Origin of the sequence: Streptomyces sp. NPDC097619 (assembly GCF_040302735.1) — a bacterium.
Classification (GTDB): domain Bacteria; phylum Actinomycetota; class Actinomycetes; order Streptomycetales; family Streptomycetaceae; genus Streptomyces.
In genome coordinates, this window is sequence record NZ_JBEOSD010000091.1 from 12,088 (window position 1) to 31,583 (window position 19,496).

The 19,496-nt window shown below is 73.2% G+C and carries 14 protein-coding genes and 1 tRNA gene; 5 read left to right on the forward strand and 10 right to left on the reverse strand.

Going from position 1 to position 19,496, the window contains the following annotated elements; translation table 11 throughout:
• Positions 1 to 2: 2 nt before the first annotated feature.
• The 6 genes from ABTZ17_RS23245 to ABTZ17_RS23270 form a co-directional block, all read right to left on the reverse strand.
• Positions 3 to 2,609 carry a bifunctional FO biosynthesis protein CofGH gene (locus tag ABTZ17_RS23245; protein ID WP_352197613.1) on the reverse strand — a complete coding sequence of 869 codons (2,607 nt, stop codon included), beginning with the start codon at positions 2,607 to 2,609 and terminating at the stop codon, positions 3 to 5.
• A 49-nt stretch (positions 2,610 to 2,658) separates the two neighbouring features.
• Entirely contained in the window at positions 2,659 to 3,441 is a 783-nt protein-coding gene (locus tag ABTZ17_RS23250; RefSeq protein ID WP_352197614.1) for an SDR family oxidoreductase, read from the reverse strand.
• A gap of 140 nt (positions 3,442 to 3,581) precedes the next feature.
• Entirely contained in the window at positions 3,582 to 4,241 is a 660-nt protein-coding gene (locus ABTZ17_RS23255; protein ID WP_352197615.1) for a GNAT family N-acetyltransferase, read from the reverse strand.
• A gap of 83 nt (positions 4,242 to 4,324) precedes the next feature.
• Positions 4,325 to 5,134, reverse strand: a complete 810-nt coding sequence (locus ABTZ17_RS23260) for an alpha/beta fold hydrolase (protein ID WP_352197616.1) — start codon at positions 5,132 to 5,134, stop codon at positions 4,325 to 4,327.
• A 78-nt stretch (positions 5,135 to 5,212) separates the two neighbouring features.
• Complete coding sequence (locus ABTZ17_RS23265) at positions 5,213 to 6,457, reverse strand: aminotransferase-like domain-containing protein (RefSeq protein ID WP_352197617.1); 1,245 nt, start codon at positions 6,455 to 6,457, stop codon at positions 5,213 to 5,215.
• Positions 6,458 to 6,921: 464 nt separating this feature from the next.
• A complete protein-coding gene (locus ABTZ17_RS23270; RefSeq protein ID WP_352197618.1) occupies positions 6,922 to 8,142 on the reverse strand; it encodes an FG-GAP-like repeat-containing protein in 1,221 nt (406 codons plus the stop codon).
• Between the two features lie 145 nt (positions 8,143 to 8,287).
• Here ABTZ17_RS23270 and ABTZ17_RS23275 point away from each other — a divergent pair, with 145 nt between their 5' ends.
• Positions 8,288 to 9,181 (forward strand): hypothetical protein, encoded by an 894-nt coding sequence (locus ABTZ17_RS23275; RefSeq protein WP_352197619.1) that lies wholly within the window; start codon positions 8,288 to 8,290, stop codon positions 9,179 to 9,181.
• A gap of 216 nt (positions 9,182 to 9,397) precedes the next feature.
• Here the strand turns inward: ABTZ17_RS23275 and ABTZ17_RS23280 are convergent, their stop codons facing one another.
• The 3 genes from ABTZ17_RS23280 to ABTZ17_RS23290 form a co-directional block, all read right to left on the reverse strand.
• Positions 9,398 to 9,610: a DUF397 domain-containing protein gene (locus ABTZ17_RS23280; protein WP_352197620.1), complete on the reverse strand. Its 213-nt coding sequence runs from the start codon at positions 9,608 to 9,610 to the stop codon at positions 9,398 to 9,400.
• Positions 9,611 to 9,876: 266 nt separating this feature from the next.
• A complete protein-coding gene (locus ABTZ17_RS23285; RefSeq protein WP_352197621.1) occupies positions 9,877 to 10,773 on the reverse strand; it encodes a helix-turn-helix domain-containing protein in 897 nt (298 codons plus the stop codon).
• 375 nt (positions 10,774 to 11,148) lie between these two features.
• Positions 11,149 to 11,892 carry a GOLPH3/VPS74 family protein gene (locus ABTZ17_RS23290; RefSeq protein ID WP_352197622.1) on the reverse strand — a complete coding sequence of 248 codons (744 nt, stop codon included), beginning with the start codon at positions 11,890 to 11,892 and terminating at the stop codon, positions 11,149 to 11,151.
• A gap of 119 nt (positions 11,893 to 12,011) precedes the next feature.
• Between ABTZ17_RS23290 and ABTZ17_RS23295 the strand changes: the two genes are divergently transcribed.
• The 3 genes from ABTZ17_RS23295 to ABTZ17_RS23305 all read left to right on the forward strand — a co-directional run bounded on the left by ABTZ17_RS23295 (position 12,012) and on the right by ABTZ17_RS23305 (position 17,918).
• A complete protein-coding gene (locus ABTZ17_RS23295; RefSeq protein ID WP_352197623.1) occupies positions 12,012 to 15,593 on the forward strand; it encodes a hypothetical protein in 3,582 nt (1,193 codons plus the stop codon).
• Between the two features lie 111 nt (positions 15,594 to 15,704).
• The gene (locus ABTZ17_RS23300; protein ID WP_502994800.1) at positions 15,705 to 17,615 is read left to right on the forward strand and encodes a DUF8823 domain-containing protein; all 1,911 of its coding nucleotides are present in this window, start codon (positions 15,705 to 15,707) and stop codon (positions 17,613 to 17,615) included.
• Between the two features lie 105 nt (positions 17,616 to 17,720).
• The gene (locus ABTZ17_RS23305; RefSeq protein WP_352197624.1) at positions 17,721 to 17,918 is read left to right on the forward strand and encodes a hypothetical protein; all 198 of its coding nucleotides are present in this window, start codon (positions 17,721 to 17,723) and stop codon (positions 17,916 to 17,918) included.
• A 172-nt stretch (positions 17,919 to 18,090) separates the two neighbouring features.
• Here the strand turns inward: ABTZ17_RS23305 and ABTZ17_RS23310 are convergent.
• A tRNA-Arg gene (locus tag ABTZ17_RS23310) sits at positions 18,091 to 18,163 on the reverse strand.
• Between the two features lie 828 nt (positions 18,164 to 18,991).
• On the opposite strand from ABTZ17_RS23310, the gene ABTZ17_RS23315 reads away from it, so the two are divergent.
• A complete protein-coding gene (locus tag ABTZ17_RS23315; protein ID WP_352197625.1) occupies positions 18,992 to 19,273 on the forward strand; it encodes a hypothetical protein in 282 nt (93 codons plus the stop codon).
• Positions 19,274 to 19,496: the final 223 nt, after the last annotated feature.

The window sequence follows — 19,496 nt, forward strand, 5'->3', positions numbered from 1 at the left end:
GCTCAGTCCAGGACCGGGAGCAGGTCCGGCAGCCGGCCGTCCGAGTCGGCCGCCGCGCGCCGGCGTTCCTCCGGGACCTCCCCGTACAGGGTCGTGCGGGGCCGGGCGGGCCGCCCGGCGGCCTCCGCGATGGCGACCAGGTCCCGGACGGCCTTGTACGAGCCGTAGGAGGAGCCCGCCATGCGGGAGATCGTCTCCTCCATGAGCGTGCCGCCCAGGTCGTTCGCCCCGGAGCGCAGCATCTGCGCCGCGCCCTCCGCGCCGAGCTTCACCCAGCTGGTCTGGATGTTGGTGATGTACGGGTGGAGCAGCAGCCGCGCCATCGCCGTCACGGCCCGGTTGTCCCGGACGGTCGGGCCGGGTCGGGCGATCCCGGCCAGGTACACCGGCGCGTTGGTGTGGATGAAGGGCAGGGTCACGAACTCGGTGAAGCCCTCGACGCCCTTCTCCCGGTTGGCCCGCTGGATCCCGGCGAGGGTCCGGAAGTGGCCCAGCCAGTGCCGGGGCTGGTCCACGTGCCCGTACATCATCGTGGAGGAGGAGCGCAGGCCCAGCTCGTGCGCCGTGCTGATGACCTCGATCCAGTCGGCGGTGGGCAGTTTGCCCTTGGTGAGGATCCAACGGACCTCGTCGTCGAGGATCTCGGCGGCCGTGCCGGGGATCGAGTCGAGCCCGGCCTCCTTGGCGGCGGTCAGCCAGTCCCGGACGGACAGGCCGGTGCGGGTGGCGCCGTTGACGACCTCCATCGGGGAGAAGGCGTGCACGTGCATACCGGGCACCCGCCGCTTCACCGCCCTGGCGATGTCGAAGTAGGCGGTGCCGGGCAGGTCCGGGTGGATGCCGCCCTGCATGCACACCTCCACCGCCCCGACCTCCCACGCCTGCGCGGCCCGGTCGGCCACCTGCTCCAGGGAGAGGGTGTAGGCGTCGGCGTCGGTGCGGCGCTGTGCGAAGGCGCAGAACCGGCAGCCGGTGTAACAGACGTTGGTGAAGTTGATGTTCCGGGTGACGACGTACGTGACCTCCTCCCCGGACACCTCCCGCCGCAGCTCGTCCGCGATCGCGCACAGGGCGTCCAGGGCCGGCCCGTCGGCGTGCAGCAGGGCCAGGGCCTGCTCGTCGGTCAGCCGCTCCGGATCGGCGGCGGCCTGCCGCAGCGCGGCCCGCACGTCCGTGTCGATGCGCTCCGGCACCATGCCCGGCGCGGCCTGCTCGCGCAGCGCCTCCCAGTCCCCGTACACCTCGTCGAAGTCGGTGCGGCGGTCCCCGGTCCGGCCCTCGGTGTCCACCGTGCGGTGCAGGTCGGTGCGGCCGGAACCGTCGCCGTCGGCGGTGAAGCTGTCCTCCGGCTCCTGCCAGGGCAGACCGCGGACCTCGGCGTCGGGCCGGGCCAGCCCGGTGGCCGGATCGGCCAGGGCGCGCACGTGTGGCAGGATCCGCGGATCCAGCCAGGGCTCGCCCCGGCGGACGAACTCCGGGTACACGCAGAGCCGTTCGCGCAGCTCGAAACCGGCGGCCGCCGAGTGCTCGGCGAGCGCCTCGATCTGCGGCCAGGGCCGCTCCGGATTGACGTGGTCGATGGTGAGCGGGGAGACCCCGCCCCAGTCGTCGATGCCGGCGCCCAGCAGCCGGGCGTACTCCCCGTCGACCAGGTTCGGCGGGGCCTGGATGTTCGCGGCCGGACCCATCACGTGCCGGGCCACCGCCACCGCCGCCACCAGCTCGTCGATCTCGGCGTCCGGCATCCCCCGCATCGCCGTGTCCGGCTTCGCGCGGAAGTTCTGGATGATCAGCTCCTGGATGCCGTGGTGGCTGCGGGCCACCCGGCGCAGCGCGAACAACGACTCCGCGCGCTCCTCGTGGGTCTCGCCGATGCCGATCAACAGCCCGGAGGTGAAGGGCACGGAGGACCGGCCGGCGTCCTCCAGTACCCGCAGCCGGACGGCCGGTTCCTTGTCCGGGGAGCCGTGGTGCGGGCCGCCCGGCTCCGACCACAGGCGGGTCGCCGTGGTCTCCAGCATCATGCCCATGCTGGGCGCGACCGGCTTCAGCCGCTGGAAGTCCGACCAGGACAGCACCCCGGGGTTGAGGTGCGGCAGCAGCCCCGTCTCCTCCAGGATCCGCACGGACATCGCCCGCACGTAGGACAGGGTGTCCTCGTAACCGGCGGCCTCCAGCCACTCCTTCGCCTCGGGCCAGCGGTCCTCCGGCTTGTCCCCGAGCGTGATCAGGGCTTCCTTGCAGCCCAGCGCCGCCCCGCGGCGGGCGATGTCGAGGACCTCGTCGGGGGACATGAACATCCCGTGCCCCGCCCGCCGGAGCTTCCCCGGCACGGTGACGAAGGTGCAGTAGTGGCACTTGTCCCGGCAGAGCCGGGTGAGGGGGATGAAGACGCTCTTGGAGTAGGTGATGACGCCCGGCCGTCCGGCGGCGGCGAGCCCGGCGTCCCGGACCCGGGCGGCGGAGGCGGCGAGGTCCGTCAGGTCCTCGCCGCGCGCCTGGAGCAGGACGGCCGCCTCTGCCGTGTCGAGCGCCACGCCGTCGCGGGCCCTTTTCAGCGCCCGACGCATGGCATTGGCGGTGGGCGGCTGCGGAGGGGTGGTGGTCATCCCCGCAGCATACGATCCGCTGATCGGACGGGAGCGGCCTCGGAAGCCCTCACCGCATCACCTCACCGGCATTGACCAGAAGCTGCTGTCCCGTGATGGCCCGGGCCCGGTCCGAGGCCAGGAACGCGGCGGCGTCCGCCACGTCCCCGTCGGTGGCCAGCTCCGGGAGCGCCATCCGACTCGCCAGCCGGGCCAGCACCTCCTCCTCCGGCAGGTTCTCCGCGTGCGCGGTGAACGTCACGAACGCCTGCACCGGCGGACCCCACATCCAGCCCGGCAGCACGGTGTTCACCCGGATCCGGTGCGGACCCAGCTCCCGCGCCATCGAGTACATGGCCGAGGTCAACGCCCCCTTCGACGCGGCGTACGCGGCCTGCCGCACCTCGTTGGGCGCGGCGATCGCCGACTGGGTGCCGATGATGACCACCGCCCCGCCGGCCCGCTTCAACGCCGGCAGGCAGGCCCGCGTCATCCGCAGGGTGCCGAGCAGGTTCACGTCGAGGATCTGCTGCCAGGTCCCGAAGTCGGCGTCCTCCAAGCCCCCGAAGTAGGAGTCCCAGGCCGCGACGTGCACCACCGCGTCCAGGCGGCCGAACCGCTCCACCGCCAGGTCCGCCAGCGCCCCGCACTGCGCCTCGTCGGCGATGTCGGTGGGTCGGTGGGCGGTGTGGCGGCCGTCCGGATCGATCTCGGCGGCGGTTTTGGCGAGATTCGCCTCCGTCCGCGCGCCCAGCACGGCGTTGCCGCCCTCCCGCACGACGGCCGCGGCCACCTGGTGCCCGAGCCCCGCCCCGACCCCCGACACGACCACGGTCTTCCCTTGCAGCAGCATGCGCCATCGCCTCCCGGCCCCGGGCTTGTCTGATGGTGCGTCAGATTAGGGGGTGCGGGCGAGCTCCGGAACCCCCGCGCGACCACGGGCTCGCGCGGGCCGTCCGACTCCGGGGGCGCGCCGCTCCGGGCGCCCGGGGGTCAGCCCCGGTAGGCGTACCCGTTGAGCGGCGCCAGCACCTTCCAGCCCAGCGTCTCGTACAACGCCCGGCCGGGAACGGTCGCGCCCAGCACCCCCGTGGTCGCCCCGCCGCGCCCGGCGGCCTCGGACAGCGCGCCCATGACCACGGTGCCGAGCCCGCGGCGCCGGTGCGCGGGCTCGGTGACGATCTGGTCGAACACGCAGGCTCCGCCGGCGGTCGGCCCGGCCACCCCGGCGGCGGCGGGCGCCCCGTCGACGGTCGTGATCCGCGCGGTCAGCGGGCCGCCGGGTCCGGTCCCGTCACCGCTCCCGTCACCGGCCCGCTCGACGGTCACCCGGTAGCCGTCCGGGACCCGGACCGGCTCCGGTCGCAGCTCCACGGCCATCAGGAAGCAGGACTCGACCGGTTCCCAGTGCTCGGCGGGGAACCAGGCCCCCATCTCCGCCTGCTCCAGGAATCCCTTCACGCAGGTGGTCGGCTCGGTGACGCCCGCGACGAGCGCGCGGGCGGTCGCCGCGTCGGCGTCGAGGAGCACGTGCCGCCGCACCTGTCCGGGCGTACCGACCTCGACCCGCAGCCCCCAGGGCTCCGCGACGGGCACCGCCACCCCTCGGGCCACGGCCCACCCCTCGACCCACGCCCGCGCGACGTCCCACATCCCGGTTCCCCCCACCCTTCGGCCCATCCCGACACCTTGTCATGTCCGACGCCGGCGGAAGGGGTGGCGGAAGGGGCGGTGGATCAGAAGTACAGGAACGGGATGACCGCCGGTGGCAGGGAGGGCGAGGACAGGATGTCGTAGTGGGTGGCGCCGGGCAGGACGGCCAGCCGGTTCCGGGGGGCCTCGGTCGCGGCCGCCGGGTAGGGCCCGGGGTCGCGCAGTCCGCCGCCCAACAGGCCGTAGAACGCGACCTGGTGCTCCGGCCGGACGGCATCCGCGTCGCCGAAGACGAGCAGGGTGGGGGCGGTCAGCGCGGGCACCTCCGCGGACCAGTCGAACTCGGCCCGGACCAGTTCGCCGGTCTTCGCGACGAGCACCGGCCAGTCCTCGGGGCGCGGGGCGAGTCGCGCGTACGGTTCGTGCGCGGCGGTGCCCCGCATCAGTTCGGCGGTGTCCGCCGAGAGGGAGGCCATGCCCGCCAGGGCCTCGGCGTGCCAGCCGTCGCGGCGGAACACCGTGGAGACGAGGACCAGCCGGCGGACCAGCTCGGGGTGTTGGAGGGCGGTCCGCAGCGCCACCCAGGCGCCGAGGCTGTAGCCGAGCAGGTCGGCGGGGCCCAGGTCCAGGTGGCGCAGGAGCCCGGCCACGTCCTCGGCGAGGAGTTCGGGCCGCAGCGGCCGGCCGGGGACGTCGGCGGTGCGGCCGTGGCCCTGGAGGTCGACCAGGACCACCCGGCGGTGCGCGGTCAGGGCGGGCAGCAGCGGGGCCCAGGTCTCCCCGCTGCCCAACCCGCCGTGGAGCAGCACCAGGGGGGCGCCCGTGCCGTACTCCTCGTAGTAGAGGCTCGGTCCGGAGCCCGGCAGCTCCACGTAACCCGTCCTGCTCGTCATCGTCATCGCTCCGTGCCCCGCCTTCCGGTGCCGTCGGTTTCCGGGTGGTGGACCGGCGGCGGGGGCGGAACTCATCGGTCACGCGGAGGCGAATCCGAGGGCGAGGCGGCGCAGCCCTTCGGCGATCTCCTCCGGGGTGTGGGTGGTGAAGGACAGGCGCAGGCTACGCGGGTCGGCATATGCGGCGTGGAAAGGGGCTCCCGGTACGAAGGCCACGTCGTGCGCGACGGCCTGCTTGAGGACGGCGGTGGCGTCGAGACCCTCGGGGAGGCGGGCCCACACGAACATGCCGCCCTCGGGACGGTTCCATTCCGAACCGCCCGGCAGGGCCCCGCCGAGGCCCGCGAGGAGGGCGTCGCGGCGCTCGCGGTAGGCGCCCCGGACCCGCTCCAGGTGGGCGTCGAGGTCGTGGGCGGCGAGGTAGCGGGCCGCGGCGAGCTGGTCGACGGTGGAGGTGTGCAGGTCGGCGGCCTGCTTGGCGACGGTCGCGGCCCGTAGCAGGGCGCCGGGGGCTCGGACGAAGCCGAGCCGCAGTCCGGGGGCGAGGATCTTGGAGAAGCTGCCGAGGAGGGCGGTGCGGTCGGCGGCGCCGGGGTGGCCGGCGATCCAGGGCACCGGCTCGCCCTCGTAGCGCAGTTCGCCGTAGGGGTCGTCCTCCGCGATCCACAGGCCGAGCCGCCCGGCGGTGGCGGCGACGGCGGTCCGGCGGGCGGCGGGCAGGGTGCGGCCGGTCGGGTTCTGGAAGGTGGGGATCGTGTAGAGCAGCTTGGGGCGTTCGCGGAGGACCAGCTCCTCCAGGGCGTCCGGGAGGATGCCCTGCTCGTCGCAGGGCACCGGCAGCACCCGGGCCCCGGCGAGGCCGAAGCACTGGAGGGCCGCCAGGTAGGTGGGGTTCTCCACGAGGACGGTGTCCCCGGGCTCGATCAGCGTGCCGGCGATGAGGGTGAGGGCCTGCTGGGAGCCGGTGGTGACGAGCACCTCCGCCGGGTCGGTGGGCAGGCCGCGCCGGGTGAACCGCTCGGCGATCAGGGCGCGCAGTTCGGGGGCGCCCTCGGTGGTGGAGTACTGGAGGGCGCGGGCCCCGCTGTCGGTGAGGGCGGCCTCGTAGGCGGCCCGCAGGCCTTCGGTGTCGAAGAGTTCGGGTGCGGGCAGGCCGCCCGCGAAGGAGATCACCCCGGGGCGTTCGGTGAGCGCCAGGATCTCCCGTACCGGCGACCCGCCCACGGTGCGGGCCCGTGCGGCGAACCCGGGCGGTGCCGCGAACCCGGCGCCGGGCGCGGAAGGGGAGGAGGCGGAGGCGGGCGGGGCGGCGGCAGCGGACATGGGTGCTCCCTGGAACGGCGGCGGACGTGCCGGACGTGCGGTGCGGACGACGGTGCTGCGTACGGATCCTGCGTACGGGGTGCCGGGTACGGCCGTGCGCGGTGCTGCGGTGCGGCGCACTCCGTACGGCGGCGTCGGTCGGCCGTGCGGCGTGCGGGGCCCGGGCGGGGCCGACGGGCCGGCGCACGGGCGCGGGGTGGGCGCGCGGGCGGCCGGTCGGGTGTCGGACACCCTAGCCCCAGCTAGCTGCATCCAGCACCCACTTGTCCACCCCTCGGACCACCTTTTCCCGCCGGGCCGTTCCTTCACTCGGCCGCGGCCGCGCGGCCCGCACGCGGAAGGGGGGCACCGGAATCCGGTACCCCCCACCGCGCACGCGGCCTTCGAGCGACGCGGCCACCGCCGCCAGGTGTTGCCACGGCCGCTGCCGTCGCCGCTCCTCGTGCCGCCGCCGCTCCCGCCGCTCAGAAGAAGCCGTTCAGGCCCCACCACTCGCCGTCGTGGTGCCGGCCCCCGTAGAGCAGGCCGTCGCCCTTGCCGCCGTAGAGCACGAGCCAGCCCGGGTTGCCCATGCCGGCGACCGGGTAGCGGTGCTGTTCGTTGGTGACGGTGGCCAGGTCGAGGCGGCCGTCGCCGGTGTAGTCGCCGACCGCGAAGAAGTCGGCCATGGTGTGCCAGCCGGAGCCGAGCAGGGTGCGGCCGCCGAGGGCGGAGGCGCGGCCCGGGTAGAAGTACAGCTTCCCGGTGGCGGCCTCGCGGGCGTACAGGTCGGGCCGGCCGTCGCCGTTCATGTCCCCCGCCGCGACGAGCGCGTTCATGGCGTTCCAGCCGCCGGAGCCGAGGAGCGTGCGGCCGCCGAGGGCGCCGCCGGCGGTGCCGGGGTAGAGCCACAGCTTGCCGGTGGCCGACTCGATCGCGAGGAGGTCGGAGCGTCCGTCACCGGTGAGGTCGCCGAAGGCGGTGATCGACTTCATGGCGTTCCAGCCGCCCGAGCCGATGAGCTTGCGGGCCCCGAGGGCGCCGGTGCCGGTGCCCGGGTAGAGCCACAGCTTGCCGGTGGCCTTCTCGCGGGCGATCAGGTCCTCCTTGCCGTCGCGGCTGAAGTCGCCGTGCCGGGTGAGGGCGTTCATGCCGTTCCAGCCACCGGAGCCGATCATGGAGCCGGTGCCGTTGCCGGAGGCGAAGAAGAGCCGGCCGACCTTGTCGCGGACGAGGACGTCGGCCCGGCGGTCGCCGTTCAGGTCGCCGAATCCGGCGGCCTTGGGGGCGGGCTCCGCGGACCAGTCGGGGAACTGCGGCCGGCCGCACTCCCGCTCGGTGCGGGTGAACCTGATCGAGCTGATGGTGGCCGTGGGGGAGACGGAGTACTCGCCCGCGTCGTCCGGCTCCCGCAGCTCGTAGCCGCCGTACGGATCGTGGTTCTTGTCGTCGTAGAGGCAGGCGAACAGGCTCGACCGGTTGACCGTGGTGCGGAACTTGTCGCTCCAGGCGCCCAGGTCGGCGACGTCCTTGTTCGTCTTGTACATCGTGCCCCGGGGGCTCTCCGCGGTCCAGGCGCAGAAGTAGCCGGTGGGGCAGTCGGACACCGCGGCGGCGGCGGGTGCGGCGGTGGCGGTGGCCAGGCCGGTGCCGGCGAGCACGAGTCCGGCCAGGGCCGCGACTCCACGGGTGAAGCGGTCGGGCATGTGCGGGGGTCCCCTCCCTTGGATCCGCCTGATCGGCCCGATCCGGCTGATCGGCCTGATCGGCGCGTGCACCCTATCCCGCCGTCGCCTTCCGCTTCGAGTCCGTTTCCTTTTCATCTGACGTCTCATCAGATACACCGGTGGCATGACACCCGAACCGCAGGACGCGAACGCGACGGAGCCGCCGCAGGGGCCGTCGTCGGGGGCCGGGGACACCCGGCCGGAGGAGTACGCGGCGCTGGCCTCGGTCGGCCCGTACGGGGTCCGTCCGGGCCACTCGCTGATCACGATGGTGGAGCCGCACCCGGGGCACGAGTACGCCTACAACCGCTGGTACGAGGACGACCACTACTACGCCGGGGCGATGGCCATGCCCTGGATGTTCGCGGGCCGCCGCTGGGTGGCCACCCGGGAGCTCCAGGAGCTGCGCTATCCGGAGAAGTCGGCGGTGGCCCAGCCGGTCGGGACGGGCTGCTACCTGTCCGTGTACTGGGTCACGGAGGGCCGCTACGACGAGCACATGAAGTGGACGGTGGGCATCAACAAGAGGCTCAACCGGGACGCCCGGGTCTACCACGACCGCACGCACGTGTTCACGGCCTTCCAGGACCACGTGGCCACGGTCTACCGGGACGGTGCGGCCGGGCCCCGCGACTTCCACGCCCTGGACCACCCCTACCGGGGTCTGGTGCTCCAGGTGGTGGACGCCGAGGGGCCGGACCGGCGGGCGGAGCTGCTGGAGCGGCTCCGGTCACGGACGCTGCCGCGGCGGCTGGCGGGCGGCCCGGCGGCGCTGGTGACGGTCTTCCGTCCGACCCCGCTGCCCGGGGACCGGATGACCTACGTGAAGCAGGTCGAGGGAGTGGACACCCGCCTCACCCTCCTGTGGTTCCTGGAGGCGGACCCCCGCGACTGCTGGGACCGCTTCGAGGGACTGGACGCGGAGGTAGCGGAGACGGGTCTGGGGCGGGTGGAACTGGTGGCGCCGTTCGTCCCGACGGTCCCGGGGACCGACCGGTACGTGGACCAGCTCAGGTGAACCGATCCTTCAGATGCCGGACCCGGTAGGGACCGGGGACGGTCGAGCCCTCTCGGCCGGGACGGCGTGCCGGCCGAGAGGGCTCCGCGTCATCGGTGTCGGTGACGCGGCCGGGCCCGGGGGCGCCGGCGGGGGTGGTGCGGTCCGTGCCCAGCGGCGGCTCCGCCGCTGGGACCGCTGCGGTCGTGGATGCGGTCGAGGTGGTCTTCCGCACGCTCAGGCGTGGTGCCCGAGCGGCCCGCGGGTGACTCCGGCGACGAAGGAGGTCCAGCTCCCGGGGGTGAAGGAGATCGAGGGACCGCCGGACACCTTGGAGTCCTGGACGGCGATCTCGGCCATGACGGGGGACTTCACCTCGACGCAGGCGCCGTTTCCGCCCGAATACGAGGACTTCGTCCAGTTCATCGTGGCACCCTGCTGAATAGCCATGTTCTTCACTCCGGTTCCGGGGTCGTGGGGACCATCCGATTCGATGCCAGTCAAATGCCGATTGGCGTGTTCCTGATTGGCGTGATCGACGCTACTCGCCGGAACGCGGCTCCGAAGCTGCCGTTCACTCGACCGGATGGCATATTCCAGTGGGGTCTTCCGCCCCCGGCTGGTGACGGTGTACGGTACCGCCCCCTTCGCGACCTGCCCGTTTTCCCCCGCGTTCGTCCTCGGAATCTGCATATTCCACCGAGCGGACCGTCCGGCTATCGGTCGTCCCGATTCTTCGCGTGGTCGTCGATGATGGCCGCGATGAACTCCCGGGTGTGCTCCACATTCAGGGCCTGGGCCCGCAGGTGCTCGTACATGACGCTGTACTTCTGGACGTCGTTGGCCTTCTCCAGATACAGGTCGCTCGTCACGCCCTCGATGTACACCACGGTCGAATCCGAAGCGTCCGGAAATTCCAGAATCGCGTACTGGCCGTTGACCCCGGGGTGCGCGCCCATGCTGAAGGGCATCACCTGCACGGTGACGTGGGGCAGTTCCGACTGCCCTATCAGGTGCTCCAGCTGCCGGATCATCACGTCCTCGTCGCCGACCCGGCGGCGCAGCGCGGCCTCGTCGATCACCGCCCACAGGCGCAGCGGGCCCCGGTCGCCCGTGACGGGCGCTGGCTCGGCCTCGGCGATGCGCTCCTGCCGCCGGATGCGGACCTGCACCCGCTTCTCGATGTCGGACTGCGAGGTCTCGGGCACCGCCCCGCGCACGATGGCGGTGGCGTACTCGTGGGTCTGGAGCAGCCCGGGGATGATCTGGGGCTCGTAGACGCGCAGCGAGGCGGCGTCCGTCTCCAGACCGATGTAGACGCTGTACGGGATGTCGCCGAAGGCGTGCCACCAGCCCTGCTGGCGCGAGTCCTTGGCCATCTGCATCAGCGAGTCCACCAGGCGGCGGTCCTCCACCTCGTAGACGTCGCACAGGTCCCGCACGTCACGCTGGCTGATCGAACGGCGGCCGTTCTCCAGCCTGCTGATCTTCGACTGGGACACCAGGAGCCGTTCGGCGACCTGCTCGGCCGTCATGCCCTTGTCCTCACGGAGCTTGCGGAGCTCCATGCCCAGACGGCGTCGTCGGACGGTGGGGTTGACATTGGACGCCACGGCTCGGCACCTCCGCTTGTGTCTGTACGTATCCGCTGATGAGCAGACTGCCACCGAAGCGCGCGGCGCCGCTGGGAAAGCGGGAGGAAAGGTTTCCTGAGGGGAACGCGGAGGGGGTCGTCGGGGACACGCGACCGCGGCGGGCTTCCCCGGAACGACGGACGGGTGCCCGCGCGGGCCTTCCCCGGAACGACGGACGCGCGGGGCGGCCGGGCCGTGACGTCCGGCCCTGCCGCCCCGCGCGTCTCGCTGCCGTGCGTGGCTGTGCTCGGTCGTGCTCGTGCTCGTGCTCGTGCTCGTGCGTGTTCTCGTGCGTGTGCGTTCGTGCGTGGTCGTGCTGTGCGTGCCCGTTGCCGGTGCCGGTGTCGTCCGCGCTCAGTGCGCGGCGACGCGGGCCATCGAGCCGCGGTGCGGCTGGTGCGGAACCCCGCCGGTCGTGCGTCCGCCGGCCTGGGCCGGACGTCCGGGAGCCGGCGCGGCGCGCCGCGGTTGTGCGGCGGCACCGTTCTGGACGTCCATCACGGCGTGCGCCACGAGGCCGCCCATCGGGTCGTGCCGAATCAGGTCCCGCAGCCGGGACCTGCACGAACGACCCTCGTTACCGGGGTAGAGGTGCTTGCCGAGACCGACCGCGTGGGCCAGCGCGGCGAGCGCCGCGGTCCGCGGGTCCGGCGGTACGCCGGTGCGGATCGCACTGTCGAGCCGGGCACGGATCTCCCGGCTGATCGCCGTATCGGTCGCCTGGTAGCGAGTCGTCGGCAGCACCCCGCACATCTGTCCCGCCACGGCATGCACCATGCCGCACCGCTCCAGATGCGAGAGGTACGTCTGGCGGAGCCCCAGCCGGGGTCCGCCGATCCAGTGGACCGCCCGCACCGGGCTGCCGCGTCTGCGCAGCAGTTCCAGTGCGGAGTCCAGGGTCGGATCTCCTGTGGGCCGTGGCATCACCACGGCGATACGATCCCCGTCAGGGGCTATCCGTCCGGCCAGTGCCAGCTCAACGAGCTGCGCTCCGGCCAGTCCGAGGTCGAGCGACTGCGGCTGCGCCGTGGTACCCGTGGTCGGGTCCAAAGCGAGCAGCAGAAGCTCCTCGGGAATTGTTCTGCGGCTCCTGCCCATCCATGCCTCCCCGCGTGGATGAGTGACAGGGTGACCCCTCTCACATTCATCTGTCGAGAGTGCCTGGCCGCTTTGTGGGGGAATCGGCAGCTATGTCGTTCCCGTCCCCCACGGGGGCGATGTATTCGAGACGGGACACTGTTAGACGGTTCGGACAGCCGGACGAGCAGTCGGCCGGGGCGGCCGGCGTCGTCCGGGCAGCGATCAAGGAGGAACTGGTGGCGGGCGAGTCCCCCGACAAGTCGGTACAGCAGGGTGCGTCGGGTGCGGCGGACTCCCCGGAGCGCGACCCCCGCCTCTCGGTGTTCGGGACCCCGGCCTCCGGCCCCGGGGGCGCGGACGCGGACGTGGACGTGGACGCGGACGTGGACGCGGGCTCCGACGCCGGTGCCGGCTCGGATTCCGAGGAGTCCCCGAACGCCCGGGCGTCGGAGAAGACTTCGGAGAACGCGTCCGGGAATGCGACCGGTAACGCGTCGGAGACGATGCCGGAGAAGCCGTCGGAGAAGGCTTCGGACTCGGCCGAGCAGGCCGTGGCGGAAGATTCCGTTTCCGCGTCCGACCGTACCTCCGAGGGTTCTTCGGGTTCTTCGGGCCGTGCTCCCGGGAAGTCCACCACCGACTCCGGTTCCGGCTCCGGATCCGCCGTGTCGCGCACCGATTCCCGCCCGGATCCCGAGGCTGTTCCGACCCCTTCCCCGAACCGCCCCGAATCCTCGGAAGAGGCTGGACAGAAGCCCCTTTCCGGCCCGTCCCGCGAGCGCGCGAAGGAATCCGGAACAGCTGCTTCCGACGTTTCGACGGGAACGGGCGCGAGGGCGGGAACGAGCGCGACGGAACCGTCGGAGAACGCGGACCGCGTCGAGTGGACCGCCCCGTCCGCCGCTTCCGGATCCCGTGACGCGGATTCCGCTTCGGCCCGCCCGGAGCCCGCGGCCGGCACCTCGGACACCGAAAGGCCGGACACCGGGAACGCCCCGGAGCAGGCTGCCGAAAAGGACTCCGAGAAGGTCGCCGAGAAGGGCGCGGAGGCGTCCCCGTCCGGTGGCAGTGGCATCGACTGGTTCGCCCGCCCCGCCCGCTCGGCCTCCGCCACCCCGGCCGCCGGCACCTCCGTCCCGGCCCCGGGGAGCGAGAACGCCCCCACCGGGACCGCGAAGGACGCGCAGGACACGAAGGGCACCACGGCCAAGGACGCCGGGACCGCCCAGGACGCGGCGACCTCCCAGGACGGGAAGGGCGGCGCCGCCGCATCCGGGGACCCCCGCCTCGGTGGGCAGCGGACCTCGGGCCCGGCCGGCGACAGCTCGGACCAGCGGGCCTCCGTGGCCGCCTGGGCGGCCACCGCCCCGGCCCCGGGCCGCACCGCGGAGGACCGCGGCGACCGCACGGACCGGAGCGGCGACTCCGCCGACTCCGGCCGGACCGCCGCCGCCCCCGCCGCTCCGGAGCCGGCCCGCGACGACGCCACCACGGTCTTCCGCGCCGTGCGCCGCGAGGACGTCCCGCCCGCCACCACCTCCTCTTCCCCTGCCTCTTCCTCCTCCTCGACCCCGGCCGGCGGGGACGAGACCACCCTCCTCAAGACCGTGCGTCCCGGCAGCGCCCCGAAGCAGGCCGCGCCCCGCCACGACGAGACCACCGTCCTGAAGGCGGTCCGCCCGGAGGCCCGTACCCGGCCCGCCCAGGCCGACCAGCCCACCACGGCCTTCAAGGCGCCGACCCTGCCCGCCCCCGGCCCCGCCACGGACGGCTCCCGCGCCGAAGACCGCGCCGACGGTCGCGGCGACGGTCGCGGCGACGGCGGCCCCGCCCTCGACGCGCGGGCCGGAGCCGGTTTCGGCACGGCCGCCCCGCGCCCGGGTACGAAGCCCGCCCCCGGAGCCACGGACCCGCGCACCGGCCGCCCCGCGGCCCCCGCCGGTGACCGCGAGGCCGCCCCGAAGGCCGCCGCTCCGGCCGCGGGCGTGGACCAGCCCACCACCGCCATCCGCATCCCCAAGGACCTCGCGGCCGCGGCGGCCGCCGGTTCGGCCGGTCCCGCCGGGACCAAGGCCCCCGCCGACCCCGTCCCGGACCAGGGCGCGGGCAAGGGCAAGGGCGCGGACCGCGACCGCAAGCAGGCCGGCCCCGAGTCGGCCGAGGAGCGGACCAGCACCTTCGTCCCGCTGCGCACCGACGACGCCCCCCGCCCCGGCCCCGCCCGCCCGGCCGCCCCGGGCCGCCCCGGTGCCGCCGGATCCGGAGCCCCCGCGGCCGGCGCCGCCGCGAGCACCGCGCCCGGAGCCGCCGGCGGGTCCACCGCCGCGCCGGCCGCCGGATCCCCGGCCGCCGCGCCCGGCGCCACCGCCCCGCGGTCCGCCACCGTCCCGGCCTCCCTGGGCGAGACCGAGCGCACCAAGCAGCAGCCGATGCCGCCGCGCCCGCCGCTCGACATGCTGGCGGACCTCACCAACAACCCGCCCCCGCCGCCCAGTGCCCTGCGGACCGCTGTCCGTCGGGTCAAGATCTGGACCCCGCTGGTGGTGCTGCTGGCGATCGTGTTCGTGGTGGTCCAGATGGTCCGCCCGCTGCCCGCGCCGGTGCTGACGATGACCGCGGCGGACAGCTACACCTTCGAGGGCGCCGCGCCGAAGCTGACCCCGCCCGCCGAGGGCCAGATGTGGATGGCGGCCTCCGGTCTGGGCACCGTCGACTCCTTCGGGGAGCAGAAGCCCATCCCGATCGCCTCCGTCACCAAGTCGATGACGGCCTACATCATCCTGCGCGACCACCCCTTCAAGCGGGGCGAGAAGGGCAAGATGATCGACATCGACCGGACGGCGGAGACCGAGGGCCAGAAGGACAAGACCGACAACGAGTCCACCCTCAACACGGTCAAGGCCGGGGACAAGATCAGCGAGTACGACGCGATCGCCGCGCTCATGATCCCCTCCGCCAACAACATCGCCCGGCTCCTCGCGCGGTGGGACTCCGGTTCCCAGGAGGCGTTCGTCAAGAAGATGAACGACACCGCCAAGGAACTCGGCATGACCAACACCACCTACACCGACCCCTCGGGCCTGGACGCGACCACCGTCAGCACCGCCGAGGACCAGGTGAAGCTGGGGCTGAAGCTCGTGGAGATCCCGGTGCTCCGGGACATCACCAAGCTCCCCCGCTGGACGGACCAGTACGGCAAGACCTGGCCCAACTGGAACACCCTGGTGCCCTTCGACAACGCCCTCGGCATCAAGACGGGCAGCACCACGGCGGCCGGCGGCAACCTGCTCTTCGCCGCGCACAAGATGGTGGGCAAGACCGACCAGTTCATCGTGGGCGCGGTCCTGGGCCAGCACGGGGTGCCGATCCTGGACACCGCGATCGCCGCCAGCAAGAAGGTCATGCTGGAGACCCAGGAGGCCCTGACGGGGGCGAAGGTCATCAAGAAGGGCGACGTGGTCGGCTACGTGGACGACGGCCTCGGCGGTCGCACCCCGGTGGTGGCCACCGCCGACGTGGACGCGGTGGGCTGGTCCTCGCTGAAGACGGAGATCAAGCTCTCCGACGGCGGGGCGAAGCTCCCGCACGAGGCCAAGGCGGGGACCGAGATCGGCACCCTGACCGTCGGCTCCGGTGCCAGCCAGGTGAAGGTGCCGGTGGCGCTCGGATCGGACCTGGCCTCGCCCGGGTTCGGCAGCAAGCTGACGCGTGTCGGATAGCAGTGCCGCGTACGGACCGGCGCCCCGGGCAACCCCCGGGGCGCCGGTCCGCGTCTGACGGCGCAGAGCGGTGACGGGGCCGGACCCCCGCACCGAGTGGGGAGCAACGCAGTGACGACCGCCGAGGCCGCCGGCACCGCGGCACACGACCGGGGTGCGGCCGGGCCCGAAGCCGCGCCCGCCCCCGGTGCACCCGCACCCGTTCCCGGCACGCCCGTGCCCGGGGCCGAAGCCGCGCCCGCACCCGGGCCCTCCGGATCGGCCCCCGACCCGGCCCCGGCCCCGGACCCGGACCACGCTTCCGGCCCCCTCGGCCGGTGGGGGGCCTTCCGGCTCCGCTACCCGATGGGCCACACGGCCCTGGTGGCCACCGCCGTCGCGGCCGTCCTGCACCTGGTGTGGTTCCTGTTCATCGCCAACAGCGGCGGGGACCTGGCCGCGCAGGACGCCTGGGCCGAGTTCGTGGGCCGGCACCCGGACTCCGCGTACAACCTCGCCTGGTACGGGGGCATGCACCCGGTCTCGTACAGCGTGGTCTCGCCGTACCTGATGTCCCTGCTGGGCGTCCGCACCACCATGATGATCGCGGGGACCGCCTCGGCGGGGCTGCTCGCGCTGGTGCTCTGCCGCTGCCGCGGGGCCGTGCGCTCCCCGCTGCCGCCCGCGCTGGCCGGGGTGTTCGCCCTCTTCTGCAACGCCGTCTCCGGCCGGGTCACCTTCGGGCTGGGCGTCATGTTCGCGCTGGGCGCCGTGGCCGCGGTCTTCTGCTGGCCCCGCAAGTGGGCCCGCAACCGGTGGGGCAAGGCCGCGGTGGCGGCCCCGCTGGCCGGCCTGGCCACCGCGGCCTCGCCCGTGGCGGGGCTGTTCCTCGGGGTGATAGCGGCGGCCCTGTTCCTGAGCGGCCGACGGCCGGGTGCCTTCGCGCTGGGGCTGGCGCCGGTGGTCGTGGTCGGGCTGTCGGCCTGGCTGTTCCCCTTCTCCGGGACCCAGCCGATCTCGCTGGGCTCCGCCTCGCTGCCGTTCCTCTTCGCGGTGCTGGTGCTGGTCCTCGTCCCGGCGAAGTGGAAGACCGTGCGGATAGCCTCCGGGGTCTACGCGGCCGGGGTGTTCCTGACCTGGCTGGTGGACTCCCAGGTCGGGTCGAACGTGACCCGGCTGGCCATGCTCTTCGCGGGGGTGGCGCTGCTCGCCGCCCTCCCCTACACCGTCCCGCGGTCCCTGAAGTGGTACGCGGTGCTGCTGGCCTTCCTCGGACTGAACTCCTGGATCACGGCCAACAGCGTCATGGACGTCATCCGCACCACCCCCAAGGCCGCCTGGGCCCGGGAGCTGGCCCCGCTGGTGGACCGGCTCCAGCAGGCGGGGGCGGACCGCGGCCGGGTGGAGGTGGTCCCGGTCAGCAGCCACCGCGAGTCCTCCGCCCTCGCCCCGTACGTGAACCTGGCCCGCGGCTGGAACCGCCAGGCCGACCTGGAGCGGAACCCGCTCTTCTACGACGACACCCTGACGGCCGAGGGCTACCGCTCCTGGCTGGACCGCTGGGCCGTGCACTACGTGGTGCTGCCCGCCGACCGGCCCGACTCCGGCGGGGTCCGCGAGGCCGAGCTGATCGGGACGGGCCTGCCCTACCTGGCCCGGATCTGGGGCGACGAGAACTGGCAGCTCTTCCGCGTCCAGGCGCCCACCCCGCTGGCCGACCCGCCGGCGGAGGTCAGCCGGGCCGCCGCCGAGGAGGTCGTGGTCCAGGTGACCCGCCCGGGCCCGGTGCTGATCCGGGTCCCGTACTCGCCCTGGCTGGGCCTCGTGGACGCCGAGGGCAAGGGCGTCACCCCTCCCACCCCCACCGAGAACCCGGCGGGCTGCCTCTACCGCTCGGCCCCCGACGAGGCGGGCGTGGAGTGGACCACCCTGCTGGCCCCCGGACCCGGGGAGTACCGCCTGGCGGCCCCCTACCAGCTGCCCCGCGGCACGGCCTGCCCGGAGGAACTGCTGGGCGACGGGACCTCGGACGGGACGCCCTGACCCGACCCGCTCACCCGACCCGGAGGCGGTCCGGATGCGACCTTCGCCCCGGGTGCATATGCTCCGAATAGTCCGATTGGGTGTCCCCGAAGGAGTGACGACGGGATGGGCAAGGAGCAGAAGCAGGACCTCCGTGCGGCGATGTCGGCGGCCAAGGGTGAACCGCCGCAACGCAAGGGCCACGGGTACGACGGCCCCCTCCGCAGCAAGGTGAAGGGCGGTCCGCACACGAAGGCCGAACTCAAGCGCGCCGGCTCCCCGCAAGGGGACCGCATCGGCGAGCGGAGCAGAGGACTCAGCTGACCGGCGACCGGCGGCGGTCGTGACGCCCTCCCGGCCTCGGGGCCGGGAGGGCTTTTCCGTGCCCGACGGGGGAGACCCACCCACGCGCGTCATCCCGCGCACCGCCGCCCCCCGAACGCACGAAGAGGCCCGACCGTCCCGAAGGACGGCCGGGCCTCTCACGAACTCGACGTGCCCCCGGCAGGATTCGAACCTGCGACACCGGCTTTAGGAGAGCCGTGCTCTATCCCCTGAGCTACGAAGGCGGGGGCTTGCCGAAAACCCTGCCGGAAACCCCAGTGGGGAATGCCGGGCGGAGTGAGGCAAACGCCCTGGTCAGGCTCGCTTCGGGGTGGTGCCGGGTGGCGTCCGGAGGGACACTTCCCCGAGCAGGTGCCCAGAAGGTCGACTGACCGCTGACAGCCTAGCGGATGGGGGTTACTGAGGTCGCCCCCATTGCTGCCAGGTGCCGCCGCGCGTTGGTGACATGCCTTCTGAACTGCGAATTTAAGGAGAGGGGCGTGGCTGAGGGAGCCTCTGCGATCCAGGTGCGGGCCGTACGCGGCCGAGGCGGGACGTCCGTTCTGGCACATAGTGTCCACTTGGTAACGAGGAATCGATGTCCGGGCTCCGGGCAGGGCCTGCAAGTGATCCACACAGGGCCCGGTCAGCTTTATGGATGGCGTGCACGGAGCCCTCATCTCGTCGCGGGCCGGAGCCGTACGGTCGAGTCGAGGCCGCATGGCGCCGTGCTCCTGTCGCTCCAGGCGTCGGCGCTCCGAGACCGCTTGGAGCAACGATGCTGATAGGTCAGACGGTCCATCCGTCGCACCTGGAGCGGGACGCGCCTATGCAAGGTGCGCTACCTGCGGCGAACGGTCCTTCTGCAGGATGCAAGGGGTAGGACGTATGAGAAGGCTCTGGGCCTGTGGCGCGGTTCTTAGTCTGGCCGGCCTGGTGGGCTGCGCCAGCACGTAGGAAGAGGCGGGTGACGCACCGCCGACCGCGACGCCCTCCCCCGTGAGGCTCTCGATCAGCGGCAAGGTCGATGTCATGCTGCCCGTCAACGGTGCCGGTACCGAGATCACCAAACCGTGCACGCCCCCGTCGAACGCCAAGGCGCGGCCGGGCAGGAGGTTCGTGTAACGGACGGCGAAGGTACCGTCCTCGGCACGGGAAAGCTTGCGGATGGCAGAACGCGGGGCAGCGCCATGTTCAAGCAGTGTGCATTCGTCTTATCGTTCAAGGTTTCCGGTGCACCCGAGAACTACAAGCTGATCATCAGCGACTTCGCGCCGATGCAGTACACCCGCGAGGACATCCGCCGCGGACTCTCCTTCTACGAGACGGAACAGGGCACCCTGGCTGCGTACTGACCAGCCGTCTGCTGATGGCTCGGGAGCCGTCCAGGAGCCCTCCAACCGTTACCTGATGTGGCGCATCACAACAGTTGTGCGAGAACCCACTCTTGGCGGGTCCGTGGCGTCCCACGAAGGCGGTGCCGGGGCCTGCCGGGTGACGGCTGGGGCACGGACGGGGCGGCGGCGCCGCCGTACGCCCGGAACACCGCGGCCGAACGCGCCCTGGACCCGGCCCTGC

Coding starts and splice junctions, on each gene's coding strand:
- ABTZ17_RS23245 (WP_352197613.1), bottom strand. CDS start 2,609: ATGACCACCACCCCTCCGCAGCCGCCCACCGCCAATGCCATGCGTCGG.
- ABTZ17_RS23250 (WP_352197614.1), bottom strand. CDS start 3,441: ATGCTGCTGCAAGGGAAGACCGTGGTCGTGTCGGGGGTCGGGGCGGGG.
- ABTZ17_RS23255 (WP_352197615.1), bottom strand. CDS start 4,241: ATGTGGGACGTCGCGCGGGCGTGGGTCGAGGGGTGGGCCGTGGCCCGA.
- ABTZ17_RS23260 (WP_352197616.1), bottom strand. CDS start 5,134: ATGACGAGCAGGACGGGTTACGTGGAGCTGCCGGGCTCCGGACCGAGC.
- ABTZ17_RS23265 (WP_352197617.1), bottom strand. CDS start 6,457: ATGTCCGCTGCCGCCGCCCCGCCCGCCTCCGCCTCCTCCCCTTCCGCG.
- ABTZ17_RS23270 (WP_352197618.1), bottom strand. CDS start 8,142: ATGCCCGACCGCTTCACCCGTGGAGTCGCGGCCCTGGCCGGACTCGTG.
- ABTZ17_RS23275 (WP_352197619.1), top strand. CDS start 8,288: ATGACACCCGAACCGCAGGACGCGAACGCGACGGAGCCGCCGCAGGGG.
- ABTZ17_RS23280 (WP_352197620.1), bottom strand. CDS start 9,610: ATGGCTATTCAGCAGGGTGCCACGATGAACTGGACGAAGTCCTCGTAT.
- ABTZ17_RS23290 (WP_352197622.1), bottom strand. CDS start 11,892: ATGGGCAGGAGCCGCAGAACAATTCCCGAGGAGCTTCTGCTGCTCGCT.
- ABTZ17_RS23295 (WP_352197623.1), top strand. CDS start 12,012: ATGTATTCGAGACGGGACACTGTTAGACGGTTCGGACAGCCGGACGAG.
- ABTZ17_RS23305 (WP_352197624.1), top strand. CDS start 17,721: ATGGGCAAGGAGCAGAAGCAGGACCTCCGTGCGGCGATGTCGGCGGCC.